This is a genomic window from Holtiella tumoricola, from assembly GCF_027857615.1.
Lineage (GTDB): Bacteria > Bacillota > Clostridia > Lachnospirales > Cellulosilyticaceae > Holtiella > Holtiella tumoricola.
The window spans coordinates 15,683-36,277 of sequence record NZ_JAQIFT010000017.1; the positions used below are offsets into that span (position 1 = coordinate 15,683).

The 20,595-nt window shown below is 32.1% G+C and carries 17 protein-coding genes and 1 tRNA gene; 8 read left to right on the forward strand and 10 right to left on the reverse strand.

Annotated features, from left to right (window positions below; all coding sequences use genetic code 11):
• Positions 1-10: 10 nt before the first annotated feature.
• Positions 11-1,720: an arginine--tRNA ligase gene (argS, locus tag PBV87_RS05365; protein WP_271011421.1), complete on the reverse strand. Its 1,710-nt coding sequence runs from the start codon at positions 1,718-1,720 to the stop codon at positions 11-13.
• 188 nt (positions 1,721-1,908) lie between these two features.
• Between argS and PBV87_RS05370 the strand changes: the two genes are divergently transcribed.
• On the forward strand, positions 1,909-2,124 hold the full coding sequence (locus PBV87_RS05370; RefSeq protein WP_053982811.1) for a hypothetical protein: 216 nt from the start codon (positions 1,909-1,911) through the stop codon (positions 2,122-2,124).
• A 63-nt stretch (positions 2,125-2,187) separates the two neighbouring features.
• On the opposite strand, the gene noc is transcribed toward PBV87_RS05370, so the two are convergent.
• From noc to rpmH, 9 genes are all read right to left on the reverse strand, one after another.
• Positions 2,188-2,988, reverse strand: coding sequence for a nucleoid occlusion protein (gene noc / locus PBV87_RS05375; protein WP_053982810.1), 801 nt, complete (start codon positions 2,986-2,988; stop codon positions 2,188-2,190).
• Positions 2,989-3,262: 274 nt separating this feature from the next.
• Complete coding sequence (gene rsmG / locus PBV87_RS05380; RefSeq protein WP_053982809.1) at positions 3,263-3,991, reverse strand: 16S rRNA (guanine(527)-N(7))-methyltransferase RsmG; 729 nt, start codon at positions 3,989-3,991, stop codon at positions 3,263-3,265.
• A gap of 17 nt (positions 3,992-4,008) precedes the next feature.
• Positions 4,009-5,892, reverse strand: coding sequence for a tRNA uridine-5-carboxymethylaminomethyl(34) synthesis enzyme MnmG (gene mnmG / locus PBV87_RS05385; protein ID WP_271011422.1), 1,884 nt, complete (start codon positions 5,890-5,892; stop codon positions 4,009-4,011).
• Positions 5,893-6,032: 140 nt separating this feature from the next.
• Positions 6,033-7,415: a tRNA uridine-5-carboxymethylaminomethyl(34) synthesis GTPase MnmE gene (mnmE, locus tag PBV87_RS05390; protein ID WP_271011423.1), complete on the reverse strand. Its 1,383-nt coding sequence runs from the start codon at positions 7,413-7,415 to the stop codon at positions 6,033-6,035.
• Positions 7,416-7,522: 107 nt separating this feature from the next.
• Complete coding sequence (jag, locus tag PBV87_RS05395; protein WP_053982806.1) at positions 7,523-8,290, reverse strand: RNA-binding cell elongation regulator Jag/EloR; 768 nt, start codon at positions 8,288-8,290, stop codon at positions 7,523-7,525.
• A 21-nt stretch (positions 8,291-8,311) separates the two neighbouring features.
• The gene (locus tag PBV87_RS05400) at positions 8,312-9,517 is read right to left on the reverse strand and encodes a YidC/Oxa1 family membrane protein insertase (RefSeq protein ID WP_271011424.1); all 1,206 of its coding nucleotides are present in this window, start codon (positions 9,515-9,517) and stop codon (positions 8,312-8,314) included.
• Positions 9,518-9,544: 27 nt separating this feature from the next.
• Positions 9,545-9,787 carry a membrane protein insertion efficiency factor YidD gene (yidD, locus tag PBV87_RS05405; RefSeq protein ID WP_053982804.1) on the reverse strand — a complete coding sequence of 81 codons (243 nt, stop codon included), beginning with the start codon at positions 9,785-9,787 and terminating at the stop codon, positions 9,545-9,547.
• A gap of 186 nt (positions 9,788-9,973) precedes the next feature.
• Positions 9,974-10,321: a ribonuclease P protein component gene (gene rnpA, locus PBV87_RS05410; RefSeq protein WP_053982803.1), complete on the reverse strand. Its 348-nt coding sequence runs from the start codon at positions 10,319-10,321 to the stop codon at positions 9,974-9,976.
• A gap of 62 nt (positions 10,322-10,383) precedes the next feature.
• Positions 10,384-10,518 (reverse strand): 50S ribosomal protein L34, encoded by a 135-nt coding sequence (rpmH, locus tag PBV87_RS05415; RefSeq protein WP_053982802.1) that lies wholly within the window; start codon positions 10,516-10,518, stop codon positions 10,384-10,386.
• 602 nt (positions 10,519-11,120) lie between these two features.
• Between rpmH and dnaA the strand changes: the two genes are divergently transcribed.
• The 7 genes from dnaA to PBV87_RS05450 all read left to right on the forward strand — a co-directional run bounded on the left by dnaA (position 11,121) and on the right by PBV87_RS05450 (position 20,514).
• A complete protein-coding gene (gene dnaA, locus PBV87_RS05420; RefSeq protein WP_271011425.1) occupies positions 11,121-12,467 on the forward strand; it encodes a chromosomal replication initiator protein DnaA in 1,347 nt (448 codons plus the stop codon).
• A gap of 246 nt (positions 12,468-12,713) precedes the next feature.
• Positions 12,714-13,820 (forward strand): DNA polymerase III subunit beta, encoded by a 1,107-nt coding sequence (dnaN, locus tag PBV87_RS05425; RefSeq protein ID WP_053982800.1) that lies wholly within the window; start codon positions 12,714-12,716, stop codon positions 13,818-13,820.
• 101 nt (positions 13,821-13,921) lie between these two features.
• The gene (gene yaaA, locus PBV87_RS05430; protein WP_053982799.1) at positions 13,922-14,128 is read left to right on the forward strand and encodes a S4 domain-containing protein YaaA; all 207 of its coding nucleotides are present in this window, start codon (positions 13,922-13,924) and stop codon (positions 14,126-14,128) included.
• A 28-nt stretch (positions 14,129-14,156) separates the two neighbouring features.
• Positions 14,157-15,227, forward strand: a complete 1,071-nt coding sequence (recF, locus tag PBV87_RS05435) for a DNA replication/repair protein RecF (protein ID WP_271011426.1) — start codon at positions 14,157-14,159, stop codon at positions 15,225-15,227.
• Between the two features lie 87 nt (positions 15,228-15,314).
• Positions 15,315-17,216, forward strand: coding sequence for a DNA topoisomerase (ATP-hydrolyzing) subunit B (gene gyrB / locus PBV87_RS05440; protein WP_053982797.1), 1,902 nt, complete (start codon positions 15,315-15,317; stop codon positions 17,214-17,216).
• Between the two features lie 18 nt (positions 17,217-17,234).
• Positions 17,235-19,730, forward strand: coding sequence for a DNA gyrase subunit A (gene gyrA / locus PBV87_RS05445; protein ID WP_271011427.1), 2,496 nt, complete (start codon positions 17,235-17,237; stop codon positions 19,728-19,730).
• A gap of 692 nt (positions 19,731-20,422) precedes the next feature.
• Positions 20,423-20,514, forward strand: a tRNA-Ser gene (locus PBV87_RS05450).
• Positions 20,515-20,595: the final 81 nt, after the last annotated feature.

Here is a 20,595-nt window from a genome sequence, read left to right on the forward strand (position 1 = left end):
TTTTTATATTTTACATCTGTTCTGGCGCTTTAATACCTAGTAAATAAAGTGCATTTTCAAGTACATATTTAATACTCATAACAATTGCTAGTCTTGCTTCTTTTACTTTTTCATCCTCAACCAAAATAGCATTGTCATGGTAAAATTTATTGAATGCTTGTGCTACATCTACAGCATATCTTGCCATATATGATGGTTCATATTTATTTGCTGCCTCTTCTATTGTTGTTTTAAAATTAGCCAACTCTTTAATTACATTAACTGTTGCTTCATCAGTTAAAATACTGTAATCTATAGAACCAAAATCATGCCCTTTTTCAATACCTGCTTTTCTAAGTACGCTACATGCTCTTGCATGAGTATATTGTACATAAGGACCAGTTTCTCCATCAAAGTTTAATACACGCTCCCAAGAGAATTGAATATCCTTGATAATGTTATTATACATATCATCAAAGATAACAGCTCCAATACCTACTTGCATCGCTATTTCCTCTTTATTTGGAAGCTCTGGATTCTTTTCTTCTATGACTTTTCTTGTTTTATCTACAGCTTCTTTAAGGATATCTTCTAACAAAAGAACATTACCTTTACGTGTAGATAATGATCCTGATTCCATACTTACCATACCAAATGGCACATGTACAAGATCTTTAGCCCAATCATACTCCATTTTATCAATTACTTTAAACCACTGAGCAAAGTGTAGATTTTGCTGAAGTGCAGTTACATAAATACATTTTTTGAAATCATAAGTGGCTTTACGGTACTCTGCCGCTGTAATGTCACGTGTTGCATAGAGTGAACTACCATCTTTTTTAGTAATAAGACATGGTGCCATATTTTCATCATCTAAACGTACAATTTTAGCACCTTCACTTACTTCAATAAGGCCTTTTTTCTCTAATTCTTCAATAACAGCAGCCATTTTATCATTGTAAAATGCTTCACCATTGTAACTATCAAATGTTACTCCAAGCATTTTATAAACACGCTCAAATTCTTTTAAGCTAATTTCTTTAAACCAGCTCCACAGCGCTAAAGATTCTTCATCACCTTGTTCCATTTTTGTAAAGTAATCACGTGCTTCTTGTTCAAGCTCTGGATTTTTTTCTGCTTCTTCATGGAATAATACATAAATTCTAAGAAGTTCAGCAATACCTTTTTCTTCAACAGCTTCTTTACTAGAGTAATTTTTATAAGCTACGATAAGCTTACCAAATTGAGTTCCCCAGTCTCCTAAATGATTTACACCTATACAATTGTATCCTAAGGCTTCATAAATACGATATAAGCTATGTCCAATAACGGTTGAACGAAGGTGTCCTACGTGGAATGGTTTTGCAATATTAGGTGAAGAATAATCAATTACTACATTTCCTTTATCCTTAACTGTTTCTAATCCATATTGATTTTTTTCTGCTAAAACACGTTCAAGTACACTTTTTACTAAGTCTTCTTTATTTAAAAAGAAGTTAATATAAGCATTTACATTTTCTACTCTTGATAAGTAACTTACTTCACCAATTTGTCCTACAATATCTTGTGCAATCATTGGTGGTGCTTTTCTTAACTCTTTTGCAAGTTTAAAACAAGGAAATGCATAATCTCCCATATCAGTATTTGTAGGTACTTCTATCATATTGTATATTTCGTCTTGTGTTAAACAAGCAATATGTGAACTTAATAACTTAGCTATTTCTAATTTAAAATCACTCATGTCCGATCTCCTTTTACTAGACTTTTTTGAATAGGTCTTTATACATAATTTCTATTGTACATAATTATACATTAGATAGCAAGGTACTATTCTAAGCATTGTCTAGTTTTAGCGTATTTAAACATTTTAATTGCATATACTAATTTAACTAGTATCATAATAAATTTTTCTATAAATAGGAGTCTCTTATGTCTAAGAAAAAATCTAAATCTATTATATCTAAAACTACAACTAGTGAACCTATTACTCATGTTCCAATCTTAAAAGACTGTAATACAGAGCCTAATGGGCCTTCTCCTATTCGTAATGATGGTATCTTTATCACAAGTACCGATTTTAATGATGGTTTTGCATCTATTAACACCGTTCGCTATGGTGAAGAAGTAGATGTTGATGACTTCTGATTCTAACATCAAAAAAGTAGTATCATATTTATGATACTACTTTTTTGCAATTCCAAAGCTGTCTTATTTATTCATTGGTATTTTAATACGAATTTCATATCCGTCTTCTTCTTGTTTCATTGTATATTTAGCATCAATGCCAGATTGTTGAATCATATCAACTGCCTGCGTAATTGTATTTGTAAATAATCTTATATCTCTTACAAAGGCTCTGAATTTTTGATTGTTTTTCTTTTGTTCTGCCTGTTCTTGAGTTAGCTGTACAAGAATTTGTTCAATCATTTGTTCTGTCTTTTTAACATTTAATTCTTGTTTTCCTACCTTTTCAACAACATCTAATTGAAGTTCTTCTGTTGGTAGTTTAAGGAGTGCCCTTGCATGTCGCTCTGTTAAGTTGTATTCAATAAGTTTCTTCTTTACAGCTGATGAAAGTTTTAAAATTCTAAGCTTATTTGCTACTGTAGATTGATTTTTCCCAAGTGTTTTTGCAAGTTCTTGTTGTGTATATCCATAGTCTTGCATAATTGTTAAAAATGCTTCACTCTCTTCTAAAAAGTTAAGGTTCTCTCTTTGAAGATTTTCAATAAGTGCTAGGACAGCACTATTTTTATTTGTTACTTCTACAATTACCGCTGGTATTTCAGTGAGCCCAGCTAACTTAGATGCTTTTAATCTTCTTTCCCCTGCTATAAGCTCATAGGAGTTACCTATTATACGAACTGTAATAGGCTGCATTAAACCGTGTTCTGCAATTGAATGTGCAAGTTCTTCTAAAGCAGACTGTGAAAAGACTTTTCTAGGTTGATATGGATTAGGTCTTACACGATCCACGGCTATATATTGTATCGTTAATTCTTTTTGCATCTTGGTAATACTCCCCTCTTGAACTATTCATTGTACAATCGTAAATATTAGTATATCATATTATATTACCAAAAACTACAATAAGTAGAGTAATTTTTGTTTTTATACAATGACATTTATTATTATATTGTCTAATAATATCATTATATATCTAACCTGTGCCTATTTGAACACTTATCTCTTTTTTTACATTAAAAAAGCTAACTCTATCTTTTCTCTCTAAATAGATTGATAAGATAAAATTAGCTGTTTCTATAATTATTAAATTAATAAACTATTGTATTTGTCCAAGAGGCGCTTTAGTTGGTTCACCGGCTTTCCTTGGAAACTTTCTAGGCGTTTCTTTAACTTTTTTTATTTTTGCAATACGATGATTAAGATCTGTATAAGGAACTACTACATCAAAAATTTGATCGATTTCTCCACCTAAAATTTTAATTGCTTTTTCACCTTCTACTAACTCTTCATCTAATTTTTGTCCCTTTAAAGCAATTAAATAGCCACCTTTTTTTACAAAAGGTAATGTGTACTCACTTAATACTGCTAAATTAGCAACGGCTCTTGAAGCACATACTTCAAATTTTTCACGGTATAGTTTATTTTTTCCTAAATCTTCTGCTCTTCCATGAACACATTCAATATTTTGCAATCCTAATGTATCTATAACGTGTTGTAAGAATTTAAGTCGTTTATTCAGTGAATCAATAAGCGTAATTTTTACATTAGGAAAAGCTATCTTAAGTACAAGACCTGGAAACCCTGCTCCTGTTCCAACATCTACAAGTGTCTCTACTTTTGTTAGGTCTATACTACTTTGTACCGTTAAGCAATCTAGAAAATGCTTTGTAATAACTTCAAAATCCTCTGTTATAGCTGTTAAGTTCATTTTTTCGTTCCATTCAACAAGAATTTCCTTGTATTGTATAAGTTGTTCTACTTGTTGATCTGTTAATTGAACATTTAAATTTCTTGCACCTTCTATAAGTTGTTCTTTAATATCCATAGATTATCCTCATTAAACTAGTTTCTATTTTTTTGTTGTTCTAAATAGACTAGAAGTACTGAAATATCTGCTGGAGATACCCCTGAAATACGAGATGCTTGTCCTATAGATACTGGACGTACTTCTTTTAATTTCTGTACTGCTTCAAGCCTTAAACTATATACCTCATCATAGTTAATATCTTCTGGAAGAAGTCTCTTTTCTAACTTTTTAAACTGTTCTACTTGTTTAAGCTGTCTAGAAATATACCCTTCATATTTGAGTTCTATCATAGCCTGTTCTATGACTTCTGCTGGAAGTTCTGGTCTTGTCTCATCTACTTCTTTAAAGTCATTATAGCTTAATTCTGGGCGTTTAAGGAGTTCACTTAATGCAATACCTGAACGAAGTGGTGTACTTTCTTTAGCGGCAATAATAGCCTGTACTTTCTCGCTTGTTCCTACATAAGTATTTTTAAGTCTTTCTAGTTCTTCATCAATTGCTTGTCTCTTCGCAACAAATATATTGTAACGTTCTTCTGGTACCAATCCAGCTTTATATCCTTTTTCAGTTAATCTAAGATCTGCATTATCTTGTCTTAATAATAATCGATATTCTGCTCTTGAAGTCATCATACGATATGGTTCTTTCGTACCTTTTGTTACAAGGTCATCAATTAGAACTCCAATATAGCCTTCGGAACGGTCAATAATAAGTGGCTCTCTACCTTCAACTTTAAGTGCTGCATTAATACCTGCAATAAGTCCTTGGCAAGCAGCCTCTTCATATCCCGAACTACCATTCATCTGACCACCACTAAAGAAGCCATCAATATGTTTAAATTCTAATGAATGTTTTAGTTGAAGTGGGTTAACACAGTCATATTCAATTGCATATCCTGTACGCATTACTTCTACCTTCTCCATACCTGGTAAACTACGTAACATTTCAAGTTGCACTTCTTCTGGAAGAGATGAGCTCATTCCTTGTACGTACATCTCTGTAGTGTCTTCACCTTCTGGCTCTAAGAATACCTGATGACGATCTTTATCAGCAAAACGTACTACTTTATCTTCTATAGAAGGGCAGTAACGTGGGCCTGTTCCTTCAATTACACCTGAATAGAGCGGTGAACGATGAAGATTATCTCTAATTATTTGATGTGTTCGTTCATTTGTATATGTTAAATAACAAGGATGTTGATCACGTTTAATCTTTTCCTCTGTATTTTCAAAAGAAAATGGTACGATATTTTGATCACCATGTTGTGGTTCCATCTTACTAAAATCTATTGTACGGGCATCTACACGTGCTGGCGTTCCCGTTTTAAAACGTCTAATTTCAATTCCTAGCTCCTTAAGTTGCTCACTAAGTACTGTAGAAGTTTTAAGTCCATTAGGGCCTGTATATTCAATATTTTCGCCTGTTAAGCAACGTGATTTTAGGTAGGTTCCACTTGCAAGAACAACTGCCTTACAATTATAAATAGCACCTCTATTTGTTATAACACCTATTACTTTATTATCTTCTACTAATACTTCCACTATTTCTTGTTGCTTAATGGCTAGATTTTGTGTATTCTCTAATACTTTTTTCATTTCTTCTGTATACTTTTTCTTATCTGCTTGCGCACGAAGTGAGTGTACAGCTGGACCTTTGGCAGTATTAAGCATACGAGATTGAATATAGGTTTTATCAATGTTTTTTCCCATTTCTCCACCAAGTGCATCAATCTCTCTTACAAGATGTCCTTTAGATGTTCCCCCAACATTTGGGTTACAAGGCATCATCGCTACACTATCTAAACTCATGGTAAACATAATCGTTTTTTTACCCATGCGTGCTGCTGCAAGTGCAGCTTCACATCCAGCATGTCCACCGCCAATTACCGCAATATCAATTGTATCTGCAATATATGTCATGTGAACCTCCTTGATTGTTCAATATTTATTTTTCTATAATTATAAACTATATTAATTGTTCTTTATCAAAAACATTTTCTATTATACACCTTTTTAATCAAGAAGTGTTATAACACATCTTTCCTAAATTGGCTATTTTATTATTTTCCTAAACAAAATCTTGAGAATAGCTCACCTATAATTTCATCTTTAAGCGCTTCTCCTACAATATTTCCAAGATGACCGTATGCATCATGTAAATCAATTGCTATGCAGTCTTCAGGCATACCTATATCTATCGTATCCTCAACTTTATCTAAACTTTCTATAGCCTTAACTAAACTTTGTTTTTGTCTCTGATTAGAAATTGTTGCCTCTTGTCCAATACTTATACCTTGTTTAACAATAAATTGTTTCATCGCTTGTCGTAATGTATCTAATCCATTTTGTTTCATTGCTGAGATTTGAATAATAGGTTGACCTTTTGTATATTGTTCTAAAATTTCCTGGGTAATGACTGAATGTAAGTCTATTTTATTAAGAACAAAAATAACAGTTTTATTAGTAAGTTCATTAATAATATTCAATTCTTCTTCATCTAACGCCCTAGAACTATCTATAAGCATCAATACAAGGTCTGCCTTTTCAATAGACTCCTTAGAACGTTCTACACCTATTTTTTCTACTATATCTTCAGTTTCACGAATGCCTGCTGTATCTAATAATACAAATGGCATACCATCAATATTTAGATATGCTTCTACAACATCACGAGTTGTACCTGGTATATCTGTTACAATGGCTTTATTCTCTTCTAATAAAGCATTTAAGAGTGAAGATTTACCTACATTAGGCTGACCTACTATAGCAGTTTTAATTCCCTCACGGATCATTTTTCCTGTATCAGCAGTTGCAAGTAACTTCTTAAGTTGGTCATTTAATGCTTTAATTTCATCCACAAAGTCATTTGCAAGCGGTTCATCTTCATCATATTCCGGATAATCAATAGATACTTCAATACGCGCTATAATCTGAATTAAAGTATCTTGATACTCTTTAATTTGTTTAGAAAGTTTACCTTCTAATTGATTCACTGCTTGAGATAATGATACCTCTGTTTTTGCTTCAATTATATCCATAATAGCTTCAACTTGAGCTAAATCAATTCGTCCATTTAAAAAGGCTCTCTTAGTAAATTCACCTGAATCTGCTAGTCTTGCCCCTTTTCTAATAACTTCCATTAAAACAGCTTCTAATGGTACAGGACCACCATGGCAATTTATTTCTACTACATCCTCACGTGTAAATGTTTTTGGAGCTTTCATTAACATTACAAGTACTTCATCTATTACTTTACCTTCTTTATTCACAATATGGCCATAGTGAATAGTATGACTAGGTGACTCTTGAAGTGTTTTCTTACTTACACCTTTAAAAACTTCATCTACAATTTGGATAGCATCCATGCCACTTACTCTAATAATACCAATTCCACCTACTCCTGGAGCAGTGGAAATAGCCGCTATTGTATCATTATAAATCATAAAACAAGCTCCTTTCAGCTTAACTCTAAAGATTACTATACTCTATATTCTATACATAGACAAGCAGCAGAGCCTTCCCTAAAGAATGCCCTGCTGCTTTATTAAAACTATTTATAGGATTTATTAACATGTAGTGGTGTAATTACAACTCTTCTAAAAGGTTCTTTACCTTCACTATGTGTTTTTACATGCTTGCTATCTTGTAAGGCAGAATGAATAATTCTTCTGTCATATGGATTCATTGGCTCTAAAATAACTGGACGCTTTGTTTGAGTAGCTTTTTTAGCAAACTTATAGGCTACTTTGCGTAAGGTCTCTTCTCTTCTACTACGATAATCTTCTGTATCTAACATAATCTTAACGTAATCATTATGGCCTTTATTAACTACAATATTTGTTAGATATTGTAAAGCATCTAGTGTATCACCTCTTTTACCAATAACCATTCCCATTTTATTACCTGAAATATTGATATAGACTCTTTCATTTTCAACTTTAGATTCAAATTCTGCTTGGATTCCCATTTCTTTAAGCACAGAACTTAAAAACTCTGTTGCTGATTTAATGGCATCATCTACATTAAGATCAGTTTTCTTATGTTCTACCTTAACTTCTTCTTTTAAATCCTCTTTAATTGTTTCTTTTATTTCAACTAAGACATCTTCTTTAATGGCAGATTGTAGCTTATCTTGGGTACTGGATATTTCTTTAAGTGTTACTCTTACTCTAGCGTATTTAGCACCAAGCCCCAAAAATCCTTTTGAGCCTCTCTCTAAAATCTCAACATCAACTTCTTCTGTTGTTGCACCGAGCTCTATTAAAGCTTCGGTTATAGCATCATCTATTGTTTTGCCAGTTTTTTCTACACTCATCATTATTATCTACCCCCAGATTTATTAATCCTGTTTTGTATTTTCTGATGTCTGATCTTTAACTACTTTTTTCTTTTTCTTCACCGGTTGTCCATCTTCAGTAGCTGGCTTTACTTTCTTAGGACTCTCTTCTTGTGTTCCTTCTTTTGCTTCAACAGGTTGTCCACCCTCAGTTGGTGGTTTTGGTTTTTTCTTCTTTTTCTTTTTAACTCCTGCTTTAGCCATTTCAGCTTCTCTATCTTTTCTGAGTTGCTCTTCTAAAATAGCCTGTTGCTTATCAACATATTTATTAACCCACATTTGTTGAACCATCATGATAATGTTACTTGCAATCCAGTATAATGCTAAACCATTTGCTACTTGATATGAGAATACCCCCATCATAATTGGCATAATGATATTCATTGTCTTAATCATAGAGTTTGCTGGATTATTATCTGTCCCTTGTGTTGGTTGGCTCGCTGCCATTGTAATTTTACTAAAGATAAATGTTGATGCACCTGCTGCAATTGGAATTAAAAATGCCAAGTATTGACCGTTTGCTACAAGCTGAGCTGGTGAATCTACTAAGTTTACTAAGAAATACTCAAATCCATGTTTAGCTTCTAATAATTTTTCTAATAATGCAAAAACCTGAGGTGATACATTTTGATGTAATAATGCCCATTGATCTGTAGTAAAATGACTCAATGTATCCGCAAGTGTTACATTCTCACCTAATCTTTGAATTTCTATCATAGCATTTTGGCTAAGTGGAATTTGCTCTAATATCTTATTGATTACATCACTTACATTTGTCACATTATTAGCTAGTACATCTGCAATTTGAGTATATAACTCACCAAGTTTTGTAATGTATGTGCTTGGCTGTCTCAGTACATTATAAAGAGCAATAATCAGTGGGAATTGAATAAGCATTGGTAAACACCCTGCAAATGGACTGATTTTATACTTTTTATAAAGTCCTTGCATTTCCTGACTATATGCCATCTGAGATTGCTGGTCTTTCTTATTTTCATATTTCTTTTGGATTTTTTGTAATTCTGGTTGAATTTTAGACATGGCACGTGTTGTGCGCATTTGTTTAACTTGTAGCGGTGTAAGTAAAAGTCTTGTTACAATAGTGAATACAATAATGGTAATACCTAATGTACACACCGGTGTAATCATTGCTACACCCTCAAATATAAGATTGAGGATCATGCCAAAAAAGTTGTTTATAATTCCCATTGGGTTCCTCCTAGGTATTTTATTGACTTACTGACATTTTTTCTCTTTAGGTGGTACTGGATCATACATAGGTTTATGAAGTGGATTACATTTTAATATTCTTTTAAGCCCAAGATAGCTTCCTTTAAAAACACCATGCACCGAAATCGCTTCATACGTATAAGCTGAACAGGTTGGTATAAACCTACATTTTGCACCAAAGAGGGGTGAAATATACTTTTGATAACCTCGAATAGCCCTCAAAGCCATTCTTTGCAATATATTCTTCATTATTATACCTCTTAATCTCTCCAAAAACTACCTTTTCTAATTATTACATACAAAATAAAAATATACACCTAATCTTAGAAATGTATATTAAAATGGTAGAATTAATAGGAACTGAAATATCAAACCTTACACTCACTCTATATGTCATATAACTCTATATTATATTACCATATTTTTGTAAGACTGTTATGAATTTTCCTTAAAAACTTTTTGTTGTTTTACTAATTGATTCAATGCATCCGCAATTTCTTGATAACTAGCTTCTTTTGCTGCTGTACGCGCTACAATAACAAAATCCCATCCAGGTTGCGTAATAGTTTCTTCTGATAGTCTGTAACTTTCTCGTATTAATCTTGTTACTCTACTTCTTACAACACTATTACCTACTTTTTTACTTACGGATATGCCTAACCTATTAATCTCTTTTCCATTCTTATACTTATATAGAACAAGAAATCTATTTGCTACAGATTTTCCTCTTCTATAGACATTTCTAAACTCAGGTGTTTTCTTAAGAGATACTGTATATTTCATTATTTATACTCCTAAATTTCCTTAGATATGCAAAAGAAGGCCACCATTGGCGGCCTTAATTCTTATGCTGTTAATTTTTTTCTACCTTTTGCTCTTCTTCTAGCAATTACCGCTCTACCGTTTTTAGTTCTCATTCTTTTACGGAAACCATGTTCTTTAGATCTTTGACGTTTTTTTGGTTGGTATGTCATTTTCATTATGAAGCACCTCCTTATATTAATAATAAAGTCGCCACATAATATGCACATAACTAAACACTAAATAATATAAAATAAAAATTCGCACACACAACTCTATATAGAGTTATTGAACAAATAAGCACTATTCATAGTATAGAAGATTTCTAAAAACTCGTCAAGCATCTATTTCTGGGAATTTTTATGATTTGCTTTATTACTTTTCGTCATGTTTTGTACTTTTTTGTCACTCTTTCATCAAAATATCCCCGAAACTTTTATACACCGACCTGTGGATATTTTTCTAAATCTGTTGCTTTTCAACAGCTATTTTGATATTATTATTTTAGTTGTGTATAAGTTGTTGAAATATTAAAGTTATTCACATTCTGTTGATAAACTTGTGTATAACATATATTTTATTCGTTTTTTCCTTATTTTTTAACAAATTTATACTTATTTTTAAGTGGATAACTTTATCCTTTAACGAGACTTTCATATTTTTTTTGATTACTTACTTAAATTAGTCCCATATTGTTTATAAGAATTGATTAAATTAATCACATGTTGACAATACTAAAATAACTTGTGAATAAATTGTGTATTTGTAGGAGGAGTTTTGTATGATGCACCATTATGATGACCAATGGAACGCTATCCTCAGTATTATTGAGCCCGAAACCTCATCTGTTAGCTTTAACACTTGGTTCAAAGAAACAAAGCTTATAGATATTTTCAATAATACTATGGTAATCAGCGTAAAAAATGACTTTAATAAAGAAATTCTAAGTACTCGTTATCTCGAGCTTATTAAGAATAGTGTGCTTCAGGTTCTCAGTAAAGAATATAACTTTGACTTTGTTGTTGTGTCCGAAGATGGCCAATATGTATCTAAAAAACCTTCTCCAAAGAAAGAAGCCATTATTGAAGACCCTTTAAATATAAGAAGTAACCTAAATCCAAGATACGTATTTAATTCCTTTGTTGTAGGTAATAGTAACCGCATGGCACATGCTGCTGCTCTTGCTGTTGCTGAAGCACCTGCTCGTGCGTATAACCCCCTCTTCCTATATGGAGGTGTTGGTCTAGGTAAAACTCACCTTATGCATTCTATTGCACACTATATCTTAGATCAAAACCCTAGTGCAAAGGTATTATATGCTTCCTCAGAGAAGTTTACTAATGAGCTTATTAACTCTATCCGAGATGACAAAAATGAAGCTTTTCGTAATAAATATAGAAATATCGATGTTTTATTAATTGATGATATTCAATTCATTGCAGGTAAAGAACGTACTCAAGAAGAGTTCTTCCATACATTTAATACGCTACATGAAGCTAATAAGCAAATTATTATCTCGAGTGACCGTCCCCCTAAGGAAATTGAAACCTTAGAAGATCGTTTACGTTCTCGTTTTGAATGGGGGCTTATTGCAGATATTCAAAGCCCTGATCTAGAAACACGTATTGCTATCCTTAGAAAAAAAGCTGAACTTGAAAGTCTTTCTGTTCCTGAAGATGTTTTACTTTTTATTGCTAAAACCGTTATCTCTAATATTCGTGAACTTGAAGGCGCACTTAATCGCATTCTTGCTTTTTCTTCTCTAGCCAATAGGCCTATTACTGTAGAATTAGCTAATGAAGCACTTAAAGATCTTATTTCTAAGGACAAACCTAAGATCATTACAGCTGATTATATTCAAGAAATTGTTGCTGACTACTTCCATCTTAAAGTAGATGAGCTTAAATCAGCTAAACGTACTAGAAATATTGCCTATCCACGCCAAATTGCAATGTATCTATGTCGAAAACTTACAGATCTTTCACTCCCAAAAATCGGTGAGAAATTCGGTGGTCGTGACCATACAACGATTATTCATGGTTTTGAAAAGATCTCTAAAGATTTAACTAAAGATATTGAGCTATCTCAAATTGTTACTGAATTAGAGAATAAAATAACAGGAAAATAATTATTCACACCCTCATGTGAATTCTATCTTGATGAGGTGTGGATATTTATTTTAATTTTTTTTGTTTGTTAATACTGTTGATAACTCACTTTAATACACACCCATAATCCACAGGCCTATATACATGGACTTTTATCCACAAAATATAGGTTTTTAATGGTTATACACATTATCAACAGCCCCTATTACTATCATTGCTAAATTACTTTAATTATTATAAAAGATTTTCGAAGGGAGATTATCCACATGCATATTCGTTGTAAACAAGATCTACTACTCAATAGTATCAATACTGTACTTAAAGCTTGTTCAACAAAAACAACAATGCCTATTTTAGAATGTATATTACTCAAAGCTCATAACAATCAAGTTACATTAGTTGGGTATAACTTAGAACTTGGTATTGAAAGTACTATTGAAGCTGAAGTTTTAGAAGAAGGTTCTATTGCTCTTGAATCAAAAATCTTTTCTGAAATTATCAGAAAAATGCCGAACCAAACGGTAGATATTTCAACTAGCTCAAATCATATGACTAATATTATTTGTGAAAAATCAAAGTTCTCAATAGCAGGACAATTAGGAGATGAGTTCCCTGATTTACCTAAGGTAGAACAAATGAATAAATATACAATTTCACAAGTAGTATTTAAAGATATGATTAGACAAACTATTTTTTCTGTTGCCCAAGAAGAATCAAGACCAATCCTTACTGGTGAGATGATTCAACTTAAAGATAATAGTTTTCGTATGGTTACTGTAGATGGATATCGTATTTCATACAGGAATATACCTATCTCAACTGAGAATCAGGAGTGTGAAGTTGTCGTTCCTGGACGCACACTTAATGAGATTAGTAAGATTCTTTCAAGTGATGAACATGATGAAATGGATATTTATTTTGAAGATAAACATGTTTTATTTGATTTAGGTGAAAGTAAAGTTGTTTCGAACTTATTAGAAGGTGAATTTTTAAAATATGAACAAGTATTTTCTTCTGATTATGAAACAAAGGTAAAAGTTGATCGTAAAGAATTTTTAATGAGTATTGAACGTGCTGCACTTATTTCAAGAGAAGGTAAGAAGAATCCAATAAAAATTGAAATAGATGGCGATAATATGATTATTACATCAAGAGCAGAATTAGGTACTGCACTTGAAGAAGTAGCTATCGAACTTGAAGGTAATAACTTAAGTATTGCATTTAACCCTAAATACCTTATTGATGCATTAAAATCTATTGATGATGATGAAGTAAGTATTACTTTTATTTCATCACTAACCCCTTGTATCATTCATCCAATAGAGGGTGATCATTATAAATATCTTATTTTACCAATTCGTCTCAATGCGTAGATAAGACATAACAATAATCGCTCTTTGTTTCTTTATCTAGAAACATAGAGCGATTATTGCCTATATGAAAAATAGTTTAAATTAAAGGAGAAATTAATATTATGAAACAAGTTAAAATTACAACAGAATTTATCAAATTAGACCAGCTTATGAAATATGCTGAAATGGTGCAAAGTGGTGGAGAAGCAAAGATGTTAATTGCACAAGGTCTTGTATTAGTTAATGGAGAAATTTGTACTCAAAGAGGTAAAAAGATTAGAGTTGGTGATAAGGTTGAATTTGATGGAAATGACTACGAAATTATATAAGCAGTAGAAGTTATATAGAGGAGGCCTCATGTATATTCAAGAAATCACTTTAAGTAATTTTAGGAATTATAAAGAAGTGCAGTTAAAACTTGATAATGGTATCAATATTTTTAAGGGAGACAATGCACAAGGTAAAACAAATATATTAGAGGCTATTTACTTATGTGCTACAGCTAGGTCGCATAGAACATCTCAAGAAAAAGAAGTCATTATGTGGAATGAACAGGCTGCACATATTACTTTAGATGTACAAAAGAAAACATTTGAGGATAAAATAGATTTTCATCTTACCCAAAAAGGAAAAGCTGTTGCTATTAATAAAATGCCTGTAGCAAAATTAGGTGAACTATTCGGAACATTAACAGTTGTAATGTTTTCACCAGAGGATCTTCAATTGATTAAAAAAAGTCCTAAGGAGAGGCGACGTTTTATAGATATTGAGTTATGCCAATTTAATAAACTATATTACTATGCTCTTAAGCAATATTATAAGGTGCTTAAACAAAGGAATAATGCTCTTAAGCAATTTCATCAGAATCCTAATAATGAGATGCTAGATATATGGGATATGCAATACGTAGAGTACGCAAAGGAAGTCATTAATCGTAGACAAGAGTTTATACAAGAAATTAATAACATTGCAAAAAGAATACATGCAGATATATCTGGTGGAAAAGAAGAACTTGAAGTGGTTTATGAACCTAACGTCTTAAGTGAACATATAGAAACTAAAATAAGTAAATATAGACAAAAGGACATTATGACTCAAAGTAGCTCGGTAGGTCCTCATAGAGATGATTTAAAGTTTTTGATTAATGGTATGGATGTAAAGGTATATGGATCTCAAGGGCAACAGCGTACAGTAGTTTTATCTATGAAGTTAGCAGAACTTTACTTGATGAAAGAGCATCTAGGAGAGTCGCCTATACTCTTATTAGATGACGTATTATCAGAATTGGATGATAATAGGCAAAAATATTTATTTTCATACACAGAAAATATCCAAACACTAATTACATGCACAGGTGTAGAACAAAGTGTATGGAATAGCCAAAAAATTGGTAAACTATATAATGTCAGAAAAGGCACCATATATTGACAAAGTTTGCCTTTGAAAGAGTTTTGAGGTATAATGAAGTTTGGTATATTATGCATATTCGAAAATTTAAAGGAGTGAGATCTTATTATGGCAGCAACGTATAATGAAAATCAAATACAAATATTAGAGGGGCTGCAAGCGGTACGAAAAAGACCAGGTATGTATATTGGTAGTACTTCTTCAAAAGGTCTTCACCACCTAGTTTATGAAATAGTAGATAATGCCGTTGACGAAGCATTAGCTGGAGAGTGTGATACTATTGTTGTTTCTATCCATCCAGATAACTCAATTTCTGTTTTAGATAATGGACGTGGGATTCCAGTTGGTATTCACGCACAAAAGGGAATTCCAGCGGTTGAGGTTGTATTTACTATACTTCATGCAGGAGGCAAGTTTGGTGGAGGAGGCTATAAAGTTTCCGGAGGTCTACATGGTGTAGGTGCTTCAGTTGTTAATGCGTTATCTGAATGGCTTGTGGTAAAAGTATACACTGGAGGAAAAGTTCACGAAGAAAAATTTGAACGTGGGCATGTAGTAAGTCCTCTTACAGTAGTAGATGATACAGATAAAACAGGTACATTTGTACACTTTAAACCTGATTATGAAATCTTTGAAGATACAATATATGATTTCAATGTACTTAAACAACGTTTGCAAGAAACAGCCTTTTTAACAAAAGGATTAAGAATTGAATTAGTAGATCTAAGAGAAGAGCATAAACATAAAGTATTCCACTATGAAGGTGGAATTAAAGAATTTGTTAGCCATCTAAATAAACACAAAACACCTATCTATGAAGAAATTTTTTACGGTGAAGGTGAAAAAGATGGTATCAATGTTGAGGTAGCTTTCCAACATAATGATAGTTATGTTGAAAATGTTTATAGCTTTGTAAATAATATCAATACATCAGAAGGTGGAACACACTTATCTGGTTTTAGGTCAGCAATTACAAAAACTTTAAATGATTATGGAAGAAAAATGAATCTTTTAAAGCAAGCAGATACTAACTTAAGTGGTGAAGATATTAGAGAAGGCTTAACAGCTATTATTAGTGTTAAGATAGGTGAACCTCAATTTGAAGGACAAACCAAAACCAAATTAGGAAATAGTGAAGCACGTGGAGCAGTAGAGAGTGTATTTACTGAACAACTTACTTATTTCTTAGAACAAAATCCAAATGTTGCTAAAATGATTATCCAAAAAGCAACAATGGCAGCACGTGCACGTGATGCAGCAAGGAAAGCAAGAGAACTTACTCGTCGTAAAAGTGTACTTGAAAGTACAGCATTACCAGGAAAATTAGCAGATTGCTCTGAGAAAGATGCAAGTAAATGTGAAATTTATTTAGTCGAAGGGGATTCTGCGGGTGGCTCAGCTAAAAGTGCAAGATCTCGTCAAACACAGGCTATCTTACCACTTAGAGGTAAGATCTTAAATGTAGAGAAGGCTAGAATTGATAGAATGCTAGAAAGTGAAGAAATTCGTAATATGATTACTGCATTTGGTGCAGGAATTAGTGAAGATTTTGATGTAAATAGATTACGTTATCACAAAATTATTATTATGACTGATGCCGATGTTGATGGTGCTCATATTCGTACACTTCTTTTAACATTCTTCTATAGATACTATAAACCACTTATTGATCATGGGTTTATATATATTGCACAACCACCTCTTTATTTAGTAGAGAAAAATAAGAAAAAGCATTATGCTTATGATGATAGAGAATTAGAAAAAATCCTTGAAGAAATCGGTAGAACAGGTATTTCAAGAATGCAACGTTACAAAGGTCTTGGAGAAATGAATCCAGATCAGCTATGGGAGACAACAATGGATCCAGAAACAAGAACACTTGTAAGAGTCGATATTGAAGATGCAGCAGCAGCTGATGAAATATTTACAGCACTTATGGGTGATAAAGTTGAACCTAGACGTGAATTCATTCATGAATATGCACCGAAAGTAACGAACTTAGATATATAGTAGGAGAGGAGGAATAAAATGGACGAATTCAATGAAAGTTATGATAAAATTATATCAGTAGATATTGAGCAAGAAATGAAAAAATCCTATATAGATTATGCTATGAGTGTTATTGTATCTCGTGCACTCCCAGATGTTAGAGATGGTTTAAAACCAGTTCATAGAAGAATCTTATATGCAATGGATGAGTTAAACTTAGGGCCAGATAAGCAATACAGAAAATCAGCACGTATTGTTGGGGATACCATGGGTAAATATCACCCTCATGGTGACTCCTCCATTTACGATGCTATGGTTAGAATGGCACAGGATTTCTCTATACGTTATCCGCTTGTCGATGGACATGGTAACTTTGGTAATATCGATGGAGATAGTGCAGCTGCCATGCGTTATACAGAAGCAAGAATGAGTAAAATTACAATGTCTATGCTTGCTGATATAGAGAAAGAAACAGTTGATTACAGACCAAACTTTGATGAATCTTTAAAAGAACCAGTAGTATTACCAGCAAGATTTCCAAACTTATTAGTTAATGGATCATCAGGTATTGCTGTAGGGATGGCTACTAATATTCCACCACATAACTTAAGTGAAGTTGTAGATGGTGTTGTGAAAATGATTAATAACTATATGGGACTTAATGAAGAAAATGAAGTACGTGAGACAGAAGTTGAAGAACTCATGGAAATCATTAAAGGACCAGACTTCCCAACAGGGGCTACAATTCAAGGAAGATATGGGATTGACCAAGCTTATCGTACAGGTAAAGGTAAAGTTAAAGTTAAGGCTACTGCAGAAATTGAAGAGATGCATGGTGGTAAATCACGTATTCTTATAACAGAAATACCTTATATGGTTAATAAGGCTAAGCTTATTGAGAAAATTGCAGAGCTTGTAAAAATCAAAAAAATAGATGGTATTACAGATCTTCGTGATGAATCTGATAGAAATGGTATGACTATCGTAATTGAACTTAGAAGAGATGTAAATCCAAGTGTTATTCTGAATCAATTATATAAATACACTCAGTTACAAGATACTTTTAGTATCAATATGTTAGCTCTTGTAAATGATAAACCAAAAGTACTTAATCTAAAGCAAATGTTAGAAGAGTATTTAAAACATCAAAAAAATGTTGTAACAAGAAGAACTCAATATGACCTTAAAAAGGCAGAAGATAGAGCACACATTGTAGAAGGCTTAAGAAAAGCGTTAGATAAGATTGATCTAATTACTCAATTGATTCGTTCTTCTAAAACAGTTCAAGAAGCAAAAGAACGTATTATGGAAGAAATTGTGCTTACAGAAATACAAGCACAAGCTATTGTAGATATGCGTCTTAGAGCCTTAACTGGATTAGAGAGAGAAAAGTTAGAGCAAGAATATGAAGATTTACTTGGGAAAATTGCTTACTACAAAGAAATCTTAGGTAATGAATATAGATTATATGAAGTTATCAAAGAAGAAATTGAAGAAATACGTAATAAATATGCAGATGCAAGAAGAACTGATATCACTGCATCTGACGATGATTTTGATATTGAAGACTTAATAGATGAAGAGCAAGTAATTGTAACAATGACTCATTTAGGTTATATCAAACGTATTCCATTAGATACGTATAAGCAACAGAATCGTGGTGGCAAAGGTATTATAGGTGTTAATACTATTGAAAATGATTTCATTGAACAGTTATTTGTAACAAGCAACTTAGATGAAATTATGTTCTTCACAAATAAAGGAAAAGCTTATAAGATTAAAGCTTATAGAATTCCTGAAGCAGGAAGAACAGCACGAGGCATGGCTATTATTAATCTTTTGCAACTCGATAAAGATGAAAAAATAAGTGCGGTATTCCCAGTTCAGAAAAAACAAGATAATGTATTTTTAACAATGATTACTAAAAAAGGACAAATTAAAAAGACAGATCTTGATGCATTTAAAAATATTAGAAAAGGTGGAATCATTGCACTTACATTAGCTGAAGATGATGAACTAATGGGTGTATATGAAACTACTCCAGAAAATACTATTCTAGTATGTACTAAACAAGGAAAAGGTATTATGTTTGAAGGTACAGATGTACGTCCTATGGGTAGAACAGCTAGAGGAGTTAGAGCAATCAATTTAGCTGAAGATGATGAAGTTATAGGAGCAACTGTACCTAAAGATGGTGAACAAATCCTAGTAGCTTCAGAAAATGGTTTAGGTAAAAGAACAAAAGTAGAAGAATTTAGAGCACAAAAACGTGGTGGAAAAGGTCTTAAAGTCTATAATATTACAGATAAATCAGGCTGTGTTGTAGGTATTACTTCTGTAAAAGAAGATGAAGAACTTCTTCTTATTAACTCATTAGGAGTTATTATTCGTATTAATGTTTCTCAAATTTCTTCAGTTGGTCGTTATGCTCAAGGGGTAAAACTTATTAATTTAGATGAAGGTGTACAAGTAGTATGTTTAACTAAAATTAAAGAAGAAGCCCTTAAAGAAATTAATAAAGAAGATGAAGAATAAGGCTTTAAATATATTGTAAATAATCAGTTAAAATGATATGATTGAAGAGGAAATATTAATTTCTTATTTAGGAAATGCTCGATTAACCCATTAGAAATGAAATCTATATAAATAGGTGCAAATAACAACTTTTTTATAGGGGTAAAAGGGTAAATATTTTCAAACTTTTTTATTAATGAACCGATATTCCAACTACAAAAGATAGTACCTCTAGAGAAATCCTAAAGGTGCTATCTTTTTTTATTTGTTTTCAATATAGTTTTAAATTAGGCAAGCATGTAAAAATTAATAGAATAGGGGGGAGCTATAAATTAGAATACATTTATTTTAATCAGTAATAGATAAGAGATGCATTTTTAACATATAAAGAGAAACATTATATTATAAAGAGTAGAATAAGAAATTATAATTAAAATAATTAAAAGATAGAGAAGAGAAGAAGATAGCTTTTATTATAAGAAAAGTTAAAAAAGAAAATAGATTTGTAGAGATAAAAGGCTAACGAAGTAATAAAAAAGAAAAGTTAAAATACCCAAAAGCCTATGAAATACAAGTAAGATCAAGAAGGTTACAAAATAAAAATAGAAAAATAATAAAAAGGGTTGACATATAGCAAATTAATTGGTATCATAAATCTTGCGTTGAGGGAACGAAAGTAAAAACAACGCAACTAAATAACTTATTTATAATTCGGAGAAGTACTCAAGTTGGCCGAAGAGGTGCCCCTGCTAAGGGTATAGGTCGGGTAACCGGCGCGAGGGTTCGAATCCCTCCTTCTCCGCCATTTTAATTCATTAAAATGGACAAGCTTAAAAAGTTATTGACATAAGTAAAGAAATAAGATATAATACTTATTGTTCTTTAG